This window comes from Serratia sp. PL17, assembly GCF_017832355.1.
Taxonomy (GTDB): Bacteria; Pseudomonadota; Gammaproteobacteria; order Enterobacterales; family Enterobacteriaceae; genus Serratia.
Map to the genome: position 1 here is coordinate 316,905 of NZ_JAFIBY010000001.1, position 17,222 is coordinate 334,126.

Consider the following 17,222-nt stretch of genomic DNA (forward strand, 5'->3'; position numbering starts at 1 on the left):
AGGATATCCAATGTCAGAGAAAACGAAAGTAAGTAATACGAGTATTGATAAATCCGATGGAATAGATTTAACTCGTATTGTGGGAGAAGCCATAGATAATCGCTGGCTTATTATTGGGACGACTGCTATTTTCCTCACGTTAGGGATCTTATACAGTCTATTTTCAACTCCAATTTATAAAGCAGATGCCCTGATTCAAGTTGAGCAAAGCGTTGGGAATTCTTTGCTGAATAATATAAGCCAGATGTTGCCAAGTAGTCAGCCAGAATCGGCTCCCGAAATTGAGCTTCTTAAATCCAGGATGGTCTTGAGCAAGACCATTGATGAATTAAATTTGCAAACTGTTATCAAGGAGAAGTATTTTCCTATTTTTGGGAAAGGATTTTCCCGTTTAACTGGGGAAAAATCAGGTGAGTTGGCGATATCCACATTTGTAGTCCCAGACTCTTGGGATGATACGGATTACATCACTTTAACTGTTGGCGACAAGTCAACCTTTACCCTCAGCAAAGATGGTGAGGAGTTTGCAACTGGAAAAGTTGGGCAATTAGTAAAAAACTCCGATGGTCTATCTATCATTGTTAATGATATCCAAGCTGATGCAGGAACTAAGTTTAAAGTCTATAGAATTAGCGAGCTTGAAGCTGTTAATAATTTATTAGAACAGTTCGATGTGGCTGATAAAGGAAAAGATACGGGGATTTTGGCACTCTCACTTACAGGTGAAAATAAAGTTCTAATCCAAAAAATTCTCGAATCTATTGCACAGAACTATTTAGAGCAAAACGTTGCCCGAAAATCTGAAGAAGATGCAAGAAGTTTGGACTTCTTAAAGGAGCAGTTGCCAAAAATTCGTATGGGGCTGGATGAGGCGGAAGAGAAACTTAATCAATACAGACAGAAAAAAGACTCGGTTGATCTCTCTCTAGAGGCTAAGTCAGTTTTGGATACTATTGTATCAGTTGATTCCCAATTGAACGAATTGACCTTCAAAGAGGCCGAAATATCAAAACTGTATACTAAGGAGCATCCATCATATAAGGCTCTTTTAGAAAAGAGAAATACTCTAGAAAAGGAAAGGGATAAGTTGAATAAACGAGTGAACTCAATGCCGGAAACCCAGCAAGAGATCCTTCGTTTAAGTCGTGATGTCCAATCTGGCCAAGCAGTTTATATGCAACTTTTAAATAAAGACCAAGAGCTGCGTATATCTAAGGCAAGTACAGTAGGCAACGTTCGTATCATTGACCAATCTATGGTGCAACCAAAACCTGTTGAACCAAAAAAGATAGTCATTATATTGGTCAGTATGTTGTTGGGAGCGTTTATTTCATTTGCATATATTCTTTTACGCTCTTTCCTACACCGTGGCATCGAAAGCCCGGAGCAGCTAGAAGAGTTAGGTATCAACGTTTATGCAAGTGTACCTCTTTCGGAATGGCAGCGTAAGAAAGATATAGATTTCTCAAATAAGCTAAAAAACAAAAAGGGAAATACGGATGCCAATACTTTGCTGGCATTTGGTAATCCTGCTGATTTAGCCATTGAAGCCATTCGTAGTCTCCGGACGAGTTTGCACTTTGCAATGATGGAAGCAAAAAATAATGTGCTGATGATATCGGGTGCAAGCCCAGGGATTGGTAAGACATTCATCAGTGCTAACCTCGCTGCTGTAGTTGCTCAATCAGGTCAACGTGTTCTGTTCATCGATAGTGACATGCGCAAAGGCTATGCACATGAGTTGATAGGACTTACTGGAAATAATGGTCTTTCTGATATTCTTTCTGGTCGCGTTGATTATAGGTCTGCAATTAAAAACGTCAAAGAGGGTGGTTTTGATTTTATTTCTAGAGGGCAAGTTCCACCAAATCCATCAGAACTTTTGATGCATTCTAGGTTTGCCGAGCTGATTACTAATATTTCAAAAGAGTATGATTTAATCTTGGTAGATACACCACCTATTCTTGCTGTGACTGACGCAGCAATTATTGGTAAACATGCAGGGACATCATTAGTTGTTGCAAGGTTTGAGGTGAATACACCGAAAGAAATCGATATCAGTATCCGACGCTTTGAGCAAAATGGAATAGAAATTAAAGGTGTGATTTTGAACGCCGTAATGAGAAAAGCGGTGAACTACTATAACTATGGTTATGATTATTATGACTATAGTTACGGTGACAAAAAAAATCGAGATTAATAATTAAATCTCAGGCGGTGGCATTAAAAAAATGCTACCGCCTAATTTCATAACCAATTGATTTTTCCTGTGATTTTTAAATTAATATCTTATTAAAGATAACAAGAAAAGCTTGTTAGAGTATCCGCTTGTTTGGTGATTTAGGTAAAGGAAAAATTTATGAGTGCCATGAGTTACTCAAAGAAAACTAATTTAGTAAAACTATTTTTGGCATTATCAGATTTTTTATTTTTTAACATCTCGCTTTTTATTGGTGTTTTTCTTGTGGGCCTTTTTGGCGGGAATGTTACAGATTTTTTACCAGAAACGGAAATGCCTGCGCGGCTTTTTACTCATGTTATGCTCTCTTTATTATGTGTAATATGGTTCTGGGTGAGATTACGTCATTATACATATAGAAAACCATTCTGGTTCGAGCTCAAAGAGATTCTAAGAACATTACTTATTTTTTCAATTTGCGATCTGGCATTAGTCGCATTCTCTAAATGGCAGTTCTCACGCTATGTATGGGTCTTTACTTGGACACTTGCTTTGTTACTGGTTCCTTTAGCAAGAGCCTGCACAAAACACATGCTCAACAAGTTTGGATTATGGAAGAAACATACTGTAATTATTGGTGCTGGGAAAAATGCTTGTGATGCATACGCAGCCTTACAAAGTGAAGAGGTAATGGGTTTTGCCATTACTACATTTTTTTCACCGATTGCAGGTTCAAAAACGGAACTGCTAGGAATACCGATTGTCTACGACGAAAAAGAGTTGTGGTCGCAGTGCGACCCAGGTACAACACAATTCATCGTAGCACTCGAGTTCGAAGAGAATCTAATTCGTGACGAATGGTTGAAAAAATTAACAACGCATGATTGCCGCTCTATATCTGTAATCCCAACTCTTCGCGGCGTACCTCTCTATGGAACTGATATGTCATTTATTTTTAGCCATGAGGTGATGATTTTAAGGGTAAATAACAATTTGGCTAAAAGAACATCACGTCTGTGTAAAAGAGTGTTCGATATTATTGGCGCAGCGGCAATCATAATTTTACTTTCACCGGTTCTCGCTATACTAGCCTACCTCGTTTCGAAAGATGGAGGCAAAGCCATCTATGGACATGAAAGGATAGGACATAACGGAAAGAAATTCAAATGCCTGAAATTCCGCTCTATGGTTGTAAACTCGCAAGAAGTACTTAATGATCTTTTAGAAAGTAATCCTGGAGCCTTTGCCGAATGGTCAAAAGATTTTAAACTTAAAGATGATCCTCGGATAACGAAAATTGGTAAATTCATTCGTAAAACCAGTCTTGATGAATTACCTCAACTCTTTAATGTAATAAAAGGCGAGATGAGTTTAGTAGGACCTCGACCTATCATCGAAGAGGAGTTAGAACGTTATGCAGGTGATGTAGACTATTATCTAATGGCTAAGCCTGGAATGACAGGATTATGGCAAGTTAGTGGACGTAATGATGTTGACTATGAAACGCGAGTTTATTTCGATGCTTGGTATGTAAAAAATTGGTCAATGTGGAATGATATTGCGATCTTATTCAAAACCATTGGTGTTGTTGTAAGAAGGGACGGAGCATATTAGTAATCTCTATGAACTTACTAACAACAATGGTGAGCAGATTAAGTGATATCTATTGAAGTCACTAGATCATAGGAGATAATGTGCCATTCTATTTTTTCAATGATAATTTAGGACTGTATGATGAATGAAAATCATATTAAAAGATCCGAGTTTTTGTTTTATTCATTCTTTTTGGTCTCTTTTTCTCTTCTTGCGGCCATCTCACCTGTACTAGGGTTTTATGTTCCGATAATTTTCTTAGCATTGAACTTTGGAAGTAACAGAACATATAGAGTGCTCATTTCCATTATAATACTTTATAGTAGTATGTTTGTGTTTGCCTCCAGAAATATTGCATCTGGCTCCATAAAAGATGATTTTGCAAATATATATTTTCCTGTGTTCAATATGTTAACCCACGGGAGTACTATATTCTATTATCAATTTACGAATGGTATTGAGTTTCTACTCCCGCTCTACTTTAAAGTTATTTATAATGTTTTTGGTATATCCCAACCTGTGCCAATAATGGCTGCAGTAACAGCATTGTGCCTTGGGGTTTTTTATATTTGGTTGGAGAAATATGGCCTGAGAAATATTAGTGAGGATAAACGCTCATTGTGTGTAGCTTCATCATTGGCTCTTTTGGTATTTGCGGTAACGACACAGAATATGAGGCAGGCAATATCTTGTGTCTTCTTATTATACGTGATAACTTATTTTTTTGAGAGGAAGTGGCTACTATTTTTTATATTTTTATTTTTATCCACCATAGCACATATAACCGCACTTTTCATCTTTCCTTTATTTGTGATACTGATGGGGGAAAATGAAAAAAGAAAGAAAGTAATTGCTGTTGCAGCATTGTTTATATCATTATCCTTCAGTGTTGTTATAGGAATTATAATATCAAAAGGTTTACTTGGCACTGCGACATATAAAGTGCTTTTTTATTCGGATGTTGATGCCGGTGATTTAGAAATTGGATATTTAAAATATCTATTTATAACATGTTTTTTTGGTTTTTTTTACTTTTCGCCTAACCATAAGAATTATAAAAGTCTTCTTTTCTACGGTACATTTATATATTTCGTTCTTGCTCCAATTCCAGTGATTTCACATAGGTTACTGTTGTTGATGGTTTCGTTCATGAACGGTTTTCTCATGTACTTGGCTTTTTATAGAGCATTAGGAATTTATCGAGTCATATTAATAGGGTATTGTGTCTATAGGATATTTAAAATAGGGCCCTATTTTTCGCCAGTTACAGGTGATGATAGCTTTATGAATTTATGGTTTAGCTACCCTTGGGTGGGGGATACATTCCTATATTATCTCCAATAGATACAATAATAATTGGGATCACTATTAGATATAAATATCAATGGTTCTGGAAACTCACAGTATGAAAGTGCTTATATTTAACACGCTCTATTATCCATACCAGATCGGCGGAGCTGAACGTTCTGTACAACTTCTCGCAGAGAGTTTGAAAAATGGCGGATGTGAAGTTACAGTGGTGACTCTGCATGAAGGCAATAAAATAGAGAAAATGATTCATAATGGTGTAAATGTAATAAAGTTACCATTATCTAATTTTTATTGGCCATGGGGAGAGTCGCAAAATGGGCTCACTAAGTTATTGTGGCACCTGTATGACATATATAACGTAAAAATGCGGAAGGTAATTGAAGCAGTTTTAAAAGACAAAACCTATGATGTGGTACATACCAATAACCTTTGTGGGTTCTCTGTGGCAGTCTGGAATTGGGCAGAAAAACAAGGGCTACCTATTGTACATACAGCTAGAGATTACTATCTTCTAAATCCAAATGCTAAACTTTTCCGGAAGGGAAAAAATCATTCGCCAAGAACGGTTGATTCTATTTTATTTTCATTTTTAAAGAAAATAAATTCATCGAAAGTGACTCAATTTGTTGGTATTAGTCACTATATTAAAGACTTACATGTGGAGAATGAATTTTTTAAAGATGATATCTCCAGTGTTATCTATAATAGTATAGCTGTACGAGAAGTTGCTATGCAAAGAAACAAGATATACCGCAAAGGTGAAGAAGTTGTTTTGGGATATCTTGGAAGAATAGAAGACAATAAAGGAATAGAGTTTCTTTTGAGTTCATTGGAGAGGATTGGAATTGGCATTTTTACTTTACTAGTTGCTGGAAAAGGAGACGCCAAATATATTTCATTTTTGAAAGAGAGATACTCAAAAGTTAGTTTTGAATTTGTTGGTACCGTCAATGTTGTTGATTTCTTCCCTGATATAGACTTTCTGATTGTGCCTTCCCTGTGGCATGAGCCATTTGGAAGAGTTGTTGTGGAAGCTAATTCTTGTGGTATTCCTGTTATTGCTAGTAATCGAGGGGGTATACCAGAGATTATCGTAGAAGGGGAAACAGGTTTCGTTTTTGATGCCGAAAATGATAGTTCACTCGTTGAATTACTTCAGGAAATTGCACTTTTAGAACGCCAAAAATATGAATTAATATCAATGAATGCCTTTGTTTTTTCTCGGCGTTTTAATAGTGAAAAAGTCATGAATGAATACATGGAAATCTATAGAAAAGCAATTAAAGTAAACAATAGTGCAACTTTTTAGCGTTAATTTAAATGATGTTTGCTAATGAGTGAAATAATATGAGTGAAAAAAAATTTATCTTTGACAATCGTTGGATTGGTGAGCATGGAATTGGACGGTTTGCAAAAGAGATAAGAAAATGTGATTTGGATTTCGAAAATATTAGTTTGACGGGAAATCCGGCAGGAAAATTAGATGTATTAAAGCTTACTCTTTTTTTATCGTTGAGAAGGAGTAAATATTATTTCTCACCAGGCTATAATGCACCTTACTTTTTCATTAATCGGTCTGTGATTACCATTCATGACTTGAATCATATTGATATAAATTCGAATAGTTCTTTTTTGAAGCGAGTTTATTATAATTATGTGCTAAAGCGTGCATGCAAAAGAGCATTGATAATATTTACTGTTTCAAGCTTTTCAAAACAAAGAATTGTTGAATGGTCAGGTGCCGATGATAGCAAAGTTATCGTGGTAGGAAACGGCGTTTCTGAAGAGTTTAATGAAAATGTTGCTGCATATCAGAATGAAAATCCCTATTTATTTATTGTCGGTAATAGAAAGGAACACAAAAATGAAGAGAGAGCATTACTGGCTTTTTTAAACGCAAGAATCCCTCATAACTTTCAATTGATAATGACTGGTGATGCATCACAGAAGTTAACTGATGTTCTGGTGAAAAATAATGCCGTCAATAGAGTTAAATTTTTAGGTAAGGTGACGAATAAAGAATTAGCTTCATTATATAAAGGTGCTACTTGTTTACTTTTCCCTTCTCTATATGAAGGTTTTGGACTACCAGTCATTGAATCTATGGCCTGTGGTACACCAGTTATTACTTCTAATACAACCTCACTTCCAGAGGTCTCACAGGGGGCGGCACTGCTAGTGGATCCTAAAAGTTTGAGTGATATAACAGAGGCTATAGAAACGATAGTTAACAACGAGGATGTTTGTATATCAATGGTCGAGAAAGGATATAGACAGGCTGCTAAGTTTCAATGGTCGAAAACACGAAAAATAATTGAGAGTACTATTAAACTCCTTTAGATGTTAGAGTTTGTTGCATTGCAGTTGACAACCCTACATTCTTCCTTCGCAGGGTTGTCTTAATATTAGTTAAAATCACATGGTTTTAAGTGTACTTAGGAATTCGTTTAGCTGATTTATGTCTATAGGATGATAACGTTTCCAAGATATTTGTGCTTTTTTCCCGCTAGATGACGTAATTTGTACTTTAATGATATTATCGCTATTTTCATTCTCTTGGAAATGGTAAGAGTCATCTTTTATTATCCGTGCAAGTTCTTTTACTGAGCTTGCTGATTTTTTTGGTGAATTTGTTGTGCTAAAGAAGCCATAGTTATTTTCCGGTTCATCTATGTTTATACCATCATCAATTAAATCATACCACCATAGGCCTTTCACATAAGGTTTACTTCTGGCCAGTATAGTAAATTTAATGATTTTTTGCGCTACGCTATCTTGTGATAGATCATGCACGTTGTGCATTGTAGGATAGCCAATTTCCGTAATGTAGATGTTTTTGGGTTTTCCAGTCTTACTGATTATTAAATCTTGCAGTTTCTCTATTTCATCTATTCCACTTTCAGGCGGTTTTGTTCCTGGTGACGATATTCTTGTCGAGTATGCATGGACTGATATTGCGTCGGAATAGTCTAAAATTCCATTGTCAATTAATCCGCTTAACCAAGTCATATATTTAGGTATTGTTGGGTTTATAGAACCAACCATAACAATTGCATTGGGATCATTGTCTTTTATCTTTTTATAAGTCTCTTTTACTAGGGCAGTATATATTTTGGGGTCTGTTGGTGGCAGTGTTTTTTTCTTTATTCCTGTACCCTGCAACCATTCGTTCCATATCTCATAATATTTAACTTTATCTTTAAATTGACTGGATACCCAGTTAGAATAATTAGCAAAAGCATTTATTTCATCTTGCGATATTGGATAATCGGAAGGGGTATAGAGATCGTTACCATAGTCTAGTATTAGTAGTGCAGATGTTAATTTGTCATTATTAATAATTTTTACAAGCTCATTTGTGTTCTTTAAAGGTGGTTGAATTGAGTATATTCCCTTTTCTTTCTCGACATTTCCCCAATTCAAATCCGTGCGAAATGAGTTAAAACCATATTGTTTTGCCAAGTTTACGTAATTCTCAGTTGGAGCTTTAAACTCGGCTGGATGAACGCCAATACCTAATTCGAATGCGTTTGCAGTGTTATGCATGCAGGCAAGTCCAAGTACGACAAGAATATTTATTTGAAGTGACGATCTTTTCATAGCTGACTCCGATTTTGATAACAGGTAGTGTCTGTTACCTCAGTATATTGGTATGGAATACACAAGGCAAATTACACAGTTGAATTATTATACTAAAATTGTAAGTGTGTTTGTTTTTATGTGAAAAATTCAATATTGAGAATTTTATATTTTGCTTTCGAAGCCTGTCATCAATTGTTGGATTGCTTTAGACTAGCATCATAATATGATAGGTGATGTGTCGGGTGGTATCTATCTACTATAAGTCTTGGTGGATAAAAGATAATTTTTAAAAGTAAATTTAACAATAGTAAAGTAAAACTTACATGGTGTCAGAGGTGGTTAGATGCTATATGTTAATGCCCGATTTTTAACACAAGAGATGACAGGGGTGCAGCGTTTTGCGGAGATGATATCTTTAGAGCTTGCTGAGCTAAAAAAAGATATATGTTTTTTATGTCCACCTGGGATTTTAAGGGCGTCAGTGGCTGAGCAGTTGGGTGTTTGTATTATTGGCTATTATTCTGGACATTTTTGGGAGCAAATAGAGCTCCCTGTTTTTTTGAAAAATAAAAATAATCCACTACTATTAAATCTAGGTAGTACGGGGCCGGTTTTCTATAAAAATAAAATAGTCACTCACCATGATGTTTCTTATCTTAGGTATCCAGAAAGTTATTCTAAGTCATTCGTTTTTTTTTATAAAACCATCGTCCCTTTAATGGTTAAAAGATCTAGGCATCTAATCACCGTTAGTGAGTTCTCCAAAGATGAGATAAATTTAGAGTACAAAACGGAATTAGATAAAATATCTGTAATATACAATGCTGCGAATGTTATTTTTGGGCCAAAACACAATTATATAAACAATAAAAATAACAATGATGAGATCTATCTGCTTGCTGTTTCATCACCAAATCTCCACAAAAATTTTCATGGAATGCTCAGTGCTTTCATTGAGGCGATGAATAAATCAAAATCTAGTTTTCCAGTAAAGCTAAAAATTATTGGTGCAACATCATCTGTATTTTCAAAAACAATATATAAAAAAGAAATGTACTCTAACAACATAGAGTTCATTGGGCGGGTAACTGATGAAGAGTTAGTTGATCTCTATCAGAATGCATTAGCCTTTATTTTCCCTTCTTTATACGAGGGATTTGGCATCCCTCCACTCGAGGCGCAGGCATCGGGCTGTCCGGTAGTTTCCTCGAATAGGGCAGCAATGCCTGAAGTTCTTGGCGATAGTGTTCTTTATTTTGATCCTAACGATGGCGAGGCTTTCAGTAATGCAATCGTGAATATTATTGAGAACCACGACTTACGAAATTCGCTTATTACTCGTGGATTTGAAAATGTAGGTAGATTTTCCTGGGAAAACTCGGCCCGTAAAATAATCGAGCTTGTGAATAAAATAGAAGTGTCTTCCTAGATATTTCATTTTTTAACATCTAATTTTATTTATCGATTTTAAGGTTTTTTATGTCGAAAGATTTAAACGTTGGTATCGTTGCTGACTGGCTAGTAAGCTATGCCGGTGCTGAAAAAGTAATTTCACAATTCATTGACATATTTCCTGATTCGGAATTATATTCTGTCGTTGATTTTCTTTCTGATAACTCTAGGGAGCTTTTCAATAATAAGACGGCTCATACTACTTTTATTCAAAATCTACCATTTTCGAAGAAAAAGTATCAGAGTTATCTCCCGCTTATGCCATTGGCAATCGAACAATTAGATGTTTCCTCGCATGATGTAATATTATCCAGCAGCCATGCTGTTTCCAAGGGCGTTCTCACTGGGCCTGACCAATTACATATTAGTTATGTTCACTCTCCTATTCGCTACGCTTGGGATCTCCAGCATCAGTATCTGAATGAATCTGGTTTACGAAGCGGTGCCAAAAGCATGATTGCTCGATTCTTATTACATAAAATAAGAATGTGGGATTATCGAACAGCAAACGGTGTTGACCATTTTATTGCTAACTCACAATTTATTGCAAGAAGAATTAAAAAGGTCTACGGTCGTGAAGCAGATGTAATATATCCTCCTGTTGATGTTGATAGATTCTCGCTAGTAAACAAAAAAGACGATTATTACTTTACAGCTTCACGAATGGTTCCTTATAAACGTATGGATCTCATCGTTGAGGCTTTTAGTCATATGCCGGATAAAAAACTTGTTGTTATTGGGGACGGTTCGGAAATGAAAAAGATAAAGTCTAAAGCTGGGAGTAATGTGGATATATTAGGCTATCAAAGTAATGATATTATGCAAAAGTATATGCAAAATGCCAAAGCATTCATTTTCGCTGCTGAAGAAGACTTTGGAATAACTCCCGTTGAGTCACAAGCCTGTGGTACTCCAGTTATAGCCTTTGGGAAAGGAGGTTCATTGGAAACTGTAAGACCTTATGGGGAGGATAATGCTACAGGATTCTTCTTTGAAGAACAAACTGTCGCTTCACTTGTCGGTGCGGTTTCGTTATTTGAAGAGAATTCAGAAAAAATAGATTCTGATGATTGTAGAAAAAATGCAATGAGGTTTTCTACCCATAGATTTAGAGATGAGATAGAAGATTATATTAATGATAAGCATGATCTTTTCACTGATAAAAAACGTATAATATATTAATTTTTTAAAACGACATTGCAAGCTGAGGAATTTATGCTGGTAGTTAATTTAACAACAACATCTGGAAGACTAGATTTATGTGCTGTTACGCTTTGGTCTCTTATCCATCAGAAATTATTACCAGATCGGATTGATCTCTATATCTCTACTGATGCTTATATGGCTGATAAGGGAATAACTATCCTTCCTGATTGGTATGAGCAATTAAATAGCATAAGAAATATTATATCTATAAAATATGTTGACAATATAGGTCCGTATAGAAAGATATTTCCTGCGCTTGATAGTTGTAATCAAGAGGATGTGTTAGTTTATGCGGATGATGATGTGGTTTATGGTGAGAACTGGCTTGACGAGTTAATCACATCTTTTAATGAATTCGGAGGAAAAGCTGTAATTGCGGCTAGAGTGAGAATAAAGAAGAAGAATTTTTTTGGTCGATATCAAAGCTATAGTCGCTACAGTGTCTGCTCTTCAAAAAGAGAGGTTTCTCGTGACTTTATAATTACCGGGGTAGGTGGATGTGTACTTAGGAAAGATCATGTGAAAGACATCTTTATAAAAAACCGTGATTTTCTAGATATAGCACCTAGAACAGATGATCTTTGGATCAGCAAGTTACTTGAAATATCTAAAAGTAAAGTGGTTACTTGTCCTAAGGCGCTAGGTTATGTGATGGAAATTCAACATTCTAATGATGCTTTGAGTCAAACAAATAACATCATATTTAAGAATAAAGGCTTCTATAAGTTTTTAATAAAAGTGAAGAACTTAATTTTAGGATACATGGGAGTTTCTCTATCCAACAATGATGATGTGATGAGAAAGGTTGATGATTATTTTGTAATGAAGGTTAAAAGGCTGTGATGAGAACTGAGTTGAAATTTTACTCGATAAATCTTAAAAAAATTGTATGTAACTCGAGAGGATTTTATGGGGTTCTTTAACAATGTAAAGTGGGTAACACTATCCCAATTAATAAAAGTTTCTTGCCAATTATTAGGAATGGTGATTTTCTCTCGCTATTTGACTCCTGGAGAAATTGGCGTGATGTCTATGACGCTGATTGTCGTTAACTTTGTTAATGTTCTTAGAGATATGGGGTCGTCTGCTGCTATTATTCAACGAGATGTGCTTACTGACAGCCTAAAATGTAGTGTTTTTTTTCTTAATCTCTCATTAGGAATTGCTCTCTTTATTGTGGCATTTTCACTTTCAGGTGTAATAGCTGATTTCTTCAAAGAGCCTGAACTGGTTAATACCATCAAGATAGTAGCGATCGCTTTTCCTATAAATAGCGCTACTGCTGTACATTTAGCTCTACTTGAAAGAGAGTCTAAGTTTAGTAAGACGGCAAAAGTAGAGGTTTTAGCATCAATACTAGCTCTTATAATTGCTGTTGTTTTTGTTATGCGCGGTGCAGGAGTCTATAGCTTAGTTATTCAAACTGTTTTATATGCTGTTATTAGCTCGATTGGATTCTGGGTCTACTCTTCGTGGTTGCCAAGGTTAAAATTTCAGCTTAGTGATGTGAAATCAATATTTAAATTCAGTTCTAACCTTGTTGGTTTCAACTTTATAAATTACTTTTCGCGTAACTCAGACCAAATAATTATTGGCCGATCCTTCAGTGTGTCTATATTAGGACAGTATTCTTTAGCATACAGAATAATGCTCTTCCCTATACAAAATATTACATTCGTGTTAACACGCTCTCTTTATCCAGTGTTAAGTCGGCTTCAGGATAATAATAATGAAGCCGTTAGTGTTTATTTTAAGGTTATTAAAACCATTGCGATTATTATCCCACCATTAATGCTTGGGATGGCAGTGGTGAGCCGTGAACTCGTGCACGTTATTTTCGGTGAGCAATGGACCATGGTGGCAAGCATGTTAATCTGGTTAGCTCCGATTGCAATAATGCAATCTATGGTGAGCACAACTGGATCTGTTTTTATGTCTAGAGGGAGAACGGATATCCTTCTTAAGATTTCAATATATAATTCTATTTTGCAGGTTGGGGCTTTTATTATTGGTGGTTTTTTTAGCATAAGTATATTGATAAAACTTTATCTTATTTCTAATGTGCTAATGTTTTTCCCAAATATGTTTCTAGCTGTCAGGATAATAGGTGGGAGCTTTTTGGATTTCTTATATGTGATATTTAAACCTTTAGTTTCCGCTATTATAATGACTGCTGTTATTATTTTGGTATCAAATTACATTATTGACTTTCCCCTTGGGAATACGCTTTCTCTTCTATTGAAGATTTCTCTAGGCATAATGATTTATACAATGATAGTTTCCGTTTTAGAATGGAAACTGTTATCAAACTGGTTTCGCTCTAAGAAAATAAAGTCATTAATTGGTTGATTTAATTGGGTTAACTTGGTTTTTAGTATTTGGTGTTTATTATATTATATAAACACCAATTTCCTTCTTAAATCTGTTGCAGGGATCGAGTGACTGTAATGGATAATCCTTCCCCAATACTTTTGCAATGAAAATGAAATTCTTACTCTATTGCAAGAGCCTCTCCGAGCTTTTTATTTTACTTATATCCTTATTTAAATGAATCACTTTTGAAGCTACCAATTTTAAAATCGTACGTTCTGAGTCCTTTGGATCGAAAGATATTGTTGGGTTTTATTTCTATCTTACAGTCTGTAACTAATTGTATTTTATATTTATTTTTATTTTTATTTGCTCGCATTGACAATGATAAACCTATGAACTTTACTCAGTTTGGTTGCCTTGATATTTTTGATGGCACCATTTTTATATATTTATGGCTTCTTAACAGCATTACCTATATCTCGTAGGGGGATTCTATGTCGGGGTTAGCTTATCAGCAACAAGCCGCAGCTATTCTTTATGCCGTATTGGGAACTAAAGCCTCAGTTTCGGCTTTTGATCAGGTCGGGGCTCAACTTGAGAGTGGTACTCTTACTGCCAATGCATATGTTCAAAATCTGTTATCTTCCTCGCAGGGACTATCATTATTCCAGGGGAAATCTACTTCGGACGTTGTTCAGACTATTTATTCTAATGTTTATGGTCAACCGCCTTCATCTTCGGAGTTATCAAGCCTTTTAGCGTTAGGTTCACTCCCTACTATTTTGTCATCAATCGTTACTAATCTTCTTGATTACAGTGGTTTTGATTCAGTTCAAGTTGCAGCCCAAAATACGTTTACGAATACTATCAATACTATTCTTTACCCATCAGTAAATTCTGCAGCAGCTCCTGGTGCTGCTGATGTGCAGGGGCTTTTCTACGTTTTCGGCATGGGTACAACGACAGATGCTTTAAATACTTATGGTGCTGCTATTGCATCGGGGGCACAGACGGTTACTGATGTTGCTACCGCAATCATAAATTCAAGAGCCTATCTCTCAGGTATTAATAACTCTGATTTTGTAGCGCGACTTTTCACTAGTGGTTATCAACGTTCTCCTACACAGACTGAATTAAATCAATATGTTAATGAATTGTTATCAGGTGCATCGAGGGCTCAAGTTGCTTTAGAAGTCATTGCGACATTGAAAGGAACAGTTGCTCCTGCTGATGCAGCTGCACAGTCTCATTTTAACGGGGCTATTACCGTATATAATCCAGGCCAGCTCGCTGGATTAGTGTATCAAGAACAGGTTACATCTATTTATTTAGCTGTTCCGGATCGTGCTATTGATGCTTCTGGTGTTGATCCTTACTCAAAAAGTCTTGCGGCAGGACAGACATTTAATAGTTTAATTAGCACGTTGTTAGCTTCGTCAGAATTTCAGCGTAAAGGTGCCCAGCTTAATGGTAATGACTTTATACAACATGTATATACAGCTGTACATGGTACCGCAGCTACCGATGCACAATTAGCTATTTACAATGGCCTCTCATCAAAGTCATTGATTGTTAGCGCCATTATTAATGATCTCCGTACTTCTGTTGCTACAGATAATACGTCTTTGACACAACAGCATGCTTTTGAGTATGACATCGGTACAACTCTACTCTACAAAACGGCAGCGACACTTTCAGTCACTGCTGGCGGTGGTAATGCCACGGGAACTGTTAATACCGGCAACAGCCATGTACTGAGCAATGCGGAAACTGCGGTACTTAGTAACGCTGTGCTTAATGCTGGCGCAGTTGCGGCTGTAAACCTGCAGTTTGCCGATCATCTGGCGAACCTGACCATCAACGGCACTAGTGCCGCAACGGTTAACTTATCGAGTAATGGTGTTAACCCGGGTGTAGATATTACCGTAAACAACGGTAATGTCATTCTGAACGCCAGCTCCGGTTCAGATGATGTGGTTGTTACTTCGACCGCCAATATTGCCACCGGTACCGGTCAGTTTAACCTTGGTGCGGGTAACGATAGCCTGTCGTGGGCGGGTAATGGGGTGGCGAACGCTGCTAACACGGTAGCGAACACCATCAAAGCCGATGGCGGGTCAGGTATTGACTCCATTTCCGCCAACTTTATCACCAAATCTGTGGTGACTAACCAAAACGCTTTGGGTATTCGTACCAGTGCTGTAACCAGTAACGCTAATAACTTCTCGAATTTCGAGCAGATTGACCTGACGGGTTACATTGGTAAATCTGTTGGTACCCTGATTACCACGCCATTGATTGGTTCACCGACTACGACCAGTGTAACGACGCCGATACATGTCTTCGATTTTGGTTTAACCAATGGGACAGCTACGGTTGAAGGGACAACTGGAGGGACCGTGACTCAAGGTGCTGCGGCGACCAACCTGGGCGCACAGGGCTTTGTTATTTCCGGTTTGGCCAATGCCAGTGTGATTAACGCTGCTGGCGGCACTGCTGCACAATTGGAAGTAAAAGGGGACGCAACCTCTGCGAGTACCTTGAGCTTCACTTTTGTCCAGAATGCGACTGACCATTTCAATATTAACTTTGATGCGGTGAGTTCTGCGAACGTGAATGCGGGTGCTATCAGCTTGAACAGCAGCAGTAGCGTATTGCTGGGTACTGCGTTGGGTACGGTAAATATTGCTTCTGGCGGTACGGGTTCGTTTAGCAACATTATGTCTCTGGCGGGTACCAACGCACAGGTTCAGACGATCAATGTCACAGGTGACCATGCTCTGAATTTAGCGGTAGGTAGCGGTTTCAGTAATGTGCGTGATATCAATGCGTCCACCAATACCGGTGGCCTGAATCTTGATTCAAGCCATGCGGGTACCGGTGATGGTATCATCGTGCAACTGCTGAATGCTCTGCCATTGAGTGCAGTAACTACTGCGCTGTTAACCCCACTGCTGAATACTCTGGGCTTGAATGGTTACCAACTTACGGTTGAAGGTTCGACAACTGCGGATAGTTTCAACATATTGGGCAATACTACGTTGACTGGCGGTGCAGGTGCAAATACGTACGACCTCAAGTCCAGTAATACCCAGGCAGGCGTTACCATTACTGACTTCAGCACCGCGAAGGATAAGATTGTCGATGCCGCATCTGGTTTGACTCTGTCCAATACCGGGACTGCTGTTGGGGACTATGGTACTCGTTCGGCCGATACTTTAGATGCCTTGTTAGGGTCATTAGTCGGTGGTTTGACTACCGGTGTTGTAGGGCTGCTGGGCGGTATTCTCGGCCTGAGCAACCCGAATTCACTGACCTCTAAAGTTGGTGTGGCGTCGGTGGTGTTCAGCGGTACGGGCAATAATGCTGATTCCTATGTGATTATTGATAACAACAATAACCACACATTGGATGCTAACGACACTGTTGTCTATTTGACAGGTCAAAACCATCAGCAACTGGTAGACAACCTGCATTACGCATGAGTGTAAGCACTGCAGGGTAATAGTTTCTAAAGAAACTGTTATTTATTAAATAATACGGGGAGGATATTCTCCCCGTTTTTTTTAATTTGTGATCAGCATCA

The 17,222-nt window shown here is 37.3% G+C and carries 11 protein-coding genes; 10 read left to right on the forward strand and 1 reads right to left on the reverse strand.

The window, feature by feature from the left end:
- Positions 1-10 precede the first annotated feature (10 nt).
- The 5 genes from wzc (at position 11) to JOE25_RS01550 (ending at position 7,423) form a co-directional block, all read left to right on the forward strand.
- Positions 11-2,200: a tyrosine-protein kinase Wzc gene (gene wzc / locus JOE25_RS01530; RefSeq protein WP_209632453.1), complete on the forward strand. Its 2,190-nt coding sequence runs from the start codon at positions 11-13 to the stop codon at positions 2,198-2,200.
- 159 nt (positions 2,201-2,359) lie between these two features.
- Positions 2,360-3,793 (forward strand): undecaprenyl-phosphate galactose phosphotransferase WbaP, encoded by a 1,434-nt coding sequence (wbaP, locus tag JOE25_RS01535; RefSeq protein ID WP_209632454.1) that lies wholly within the window; start codon positions 2,360-2,362, stop codon positions 3,791-3,793.
- A gap of 120 nt (positions 3,794-3,913) precedes the next feature.
- Positions 3,914-5,116, forward strand: a complete 1,203-nt coding sequence (locus JOE25_RS01540; RefSeq protein ID WP_209632455.1) for an EpsG family protein — start codon at positions 3,914-3,916, stop codon at positions 5,114-5,116.
- Between the two features lie 61 nt (positions 5,117-5,177).
- Complete coding sequence (locus JOE25_RS01545; protein ID WP_209632456.1) at positions 5,178-6,392, forward strand: glycosyltransferase family 4 protein; 1,215 nt, start codon at positions 5,178-5,180, stop codon at positions 6,390-6,392.
- 38 nt (positions 6,393-6,430) lie between these two features.
- The gene (locus JOE25_RS01550) at positions 6,431-7,423 is read left to right on the forward strand and encodes a glycosyltransferase family 1 protein (protein ID WP_209632457.1); all 993 of its coding nucleotides are present in this window, start codon (positions 6,431-6,433) and stop codon (positions 7,421-7,423) included.
- A gap of 75 nt (positions 7,424-7,498) precedes the next feature.
- Here JOE25_RS01550 and JOE25_RS01555 read toward each other — a convergent pair whose 3' ends face one another.
- The gene (locus JOE25_RS01555) at positions 7,499-8,683 is read right to left on the reverse strand and encodes a cellulase family glycosylhydrolase (protein WP_209632458.1); all 1,185 of its coding nucleotides are present in this window, start codon (positions 8,681-8,683) and stop codon (positions 7,499-7,501) included.
- A 325-nt stretch (positions 8,684-9,008) separates the two neighbouring features.
- Here JOE25_RS01555 and JOE25_RS01560 point away from each other — a divergent pair, with 325 nt between their 5' ends.
- From JOE25_RS01560 to JOE25_RS01580, 5 genes are all read left to right on the forward strand, one after another.
- Positions 9,009-10,094, forward strand: a complete 1,086-nt coding sequence (locus JOE25_RS01560; RefSeq protein ID WP_209632459.1) for a glycosyltransferase family 1 protein — start codon at positions 9,009-9,011, stop codon at positions 10,092-10,094.
- A gap of 50 nt (positions 10,095-10,144) precedes the next feature.
- Entirely contained in the window at positions 10,145-11,299 is a 1,155-nt protein-coding gene (locus tag JOE25_RS01565; protein WP_209632460.1) for a glycosyltransferase family 4 protein, read from the forward strand.
- A gap of 33 nt (positions 11,300-11,332) precedes the next feature.
- Positions 11,333-12,166, forward strand: coding sequence for a glycosyltransferase (locus tag JOE25_RS01570; RefSeq protein ID WP_209632461.1), 834 nt, complete (start codon positions 11,333-11,335; stop codon positions 12,164-12,166).
- Positions 12,167-12,232: 66 nt separating this feature from the next.
- Positions 12,233-13,672 carry an MOP flippase family protein gene (locus JOE25_RS01575; protein ID WP_209632462.1) on the forward strand — a complete coding sequence of 480 codons (1,440 nt, stop codon included), beginning with the start codon at positions 12,233-12,235 and terminating at the stop codon, positions 13,670-13,672.
- 458 nt (positions 13,673-14,130) lie between these two features.
- Entirely contained in the window at positions 14,131-17,121 is a 2,991-nt protein-coding gene (locus tag JOE25_RS01580) for a DUF4214 domain-containing protein (protein ID WP_209632463.1), read from the forward strand.
- Positions 17,122-17,222 lie beyond the last annotated feature (101 nt).

What these genes read in the sequence shown, in the direction of transcription:
- wzc (WP_209632453.1), top strand. Translation starts at nt 11, where the DNA reads ATGTCAGAGAAAACGAAAGTAAGTAATACGAGTATTGATAAATCCGAT.
- wbaP (WP_209632454.1), top strand. Translation starts at nt 2,360, where the DNA reads ATGAGTGCCATGAGTTACTCAAAGAAAACTAATTTAGTAAAACTATTT.
- JOE25_RS01540 (WP_209632455.1), top strand. Translation starts at nt 3,914, where the DNA reads ATGAATGAAAATCATATTAAAAGATCCGAGTTTTTGTTTTATTCATTC.
- JOE25_RS01545 (WP_209632456.1), top strand. Translation starts at nt 5,178, where the DNA reads ATGAAAGTGCTTATATTTAACACGCTCTATTATCCATACCAGATCGGC.
- JOE25_RS01550 (WP_209632457.1), top strand. Translation starts at nt 6,431, where the DNA reads ATGAGTGAAAAAAAATTTATCTTTGACAATCGTTGGATTGGTGAGCAT.
- JOE25_RS01555 (WP_209632458.1), bottom strand. Translation starts at nt 8,683, where the DNA reads ATGAAAAGATCGTCACTTCAAATAAATATTCTTGTCGTACTTGGACTT.
- JOE25_RS01560 (WP_209632459.1), top strand. Translation starts at nt 9,009, where the DNA reads ATGCTATATGTTAATGCCCGATTTTTAACACAAGAGATGACAGGGGTG.
- JOE25_RS01565 (WP_209632460.1), top strand. Translation starts at nt 10,145, where the DNA reads ATGTCGAAAGATTTAAACGTTGGTATCGTTGCTGACTGGCTAGTAAGC.
- JOE25_RS01570 (WP_209632461.1), top strand. Translation starts at nt 11,333, where the DNA reads ATGCTGGTAGTTAATTTAACAACAACATCTGGAAGACTAGATTTATGT.
- JOE25_RS01575 (WP_209632462.1), top strand. Translation starts at nt 12,233, where the DNA reads ATGGGGTTCTTTAACAATGTAAAGTGGGTAACACTATCCCAATTAATA.
- JOE25_RS01580 (WP_209632463.1), top strand. Translation starts at nt 14,131, where the DNA reads ATGTCGGGGTTAGCTTATCAGCAACAAGCCGCAGCTATTCTTTATGCC.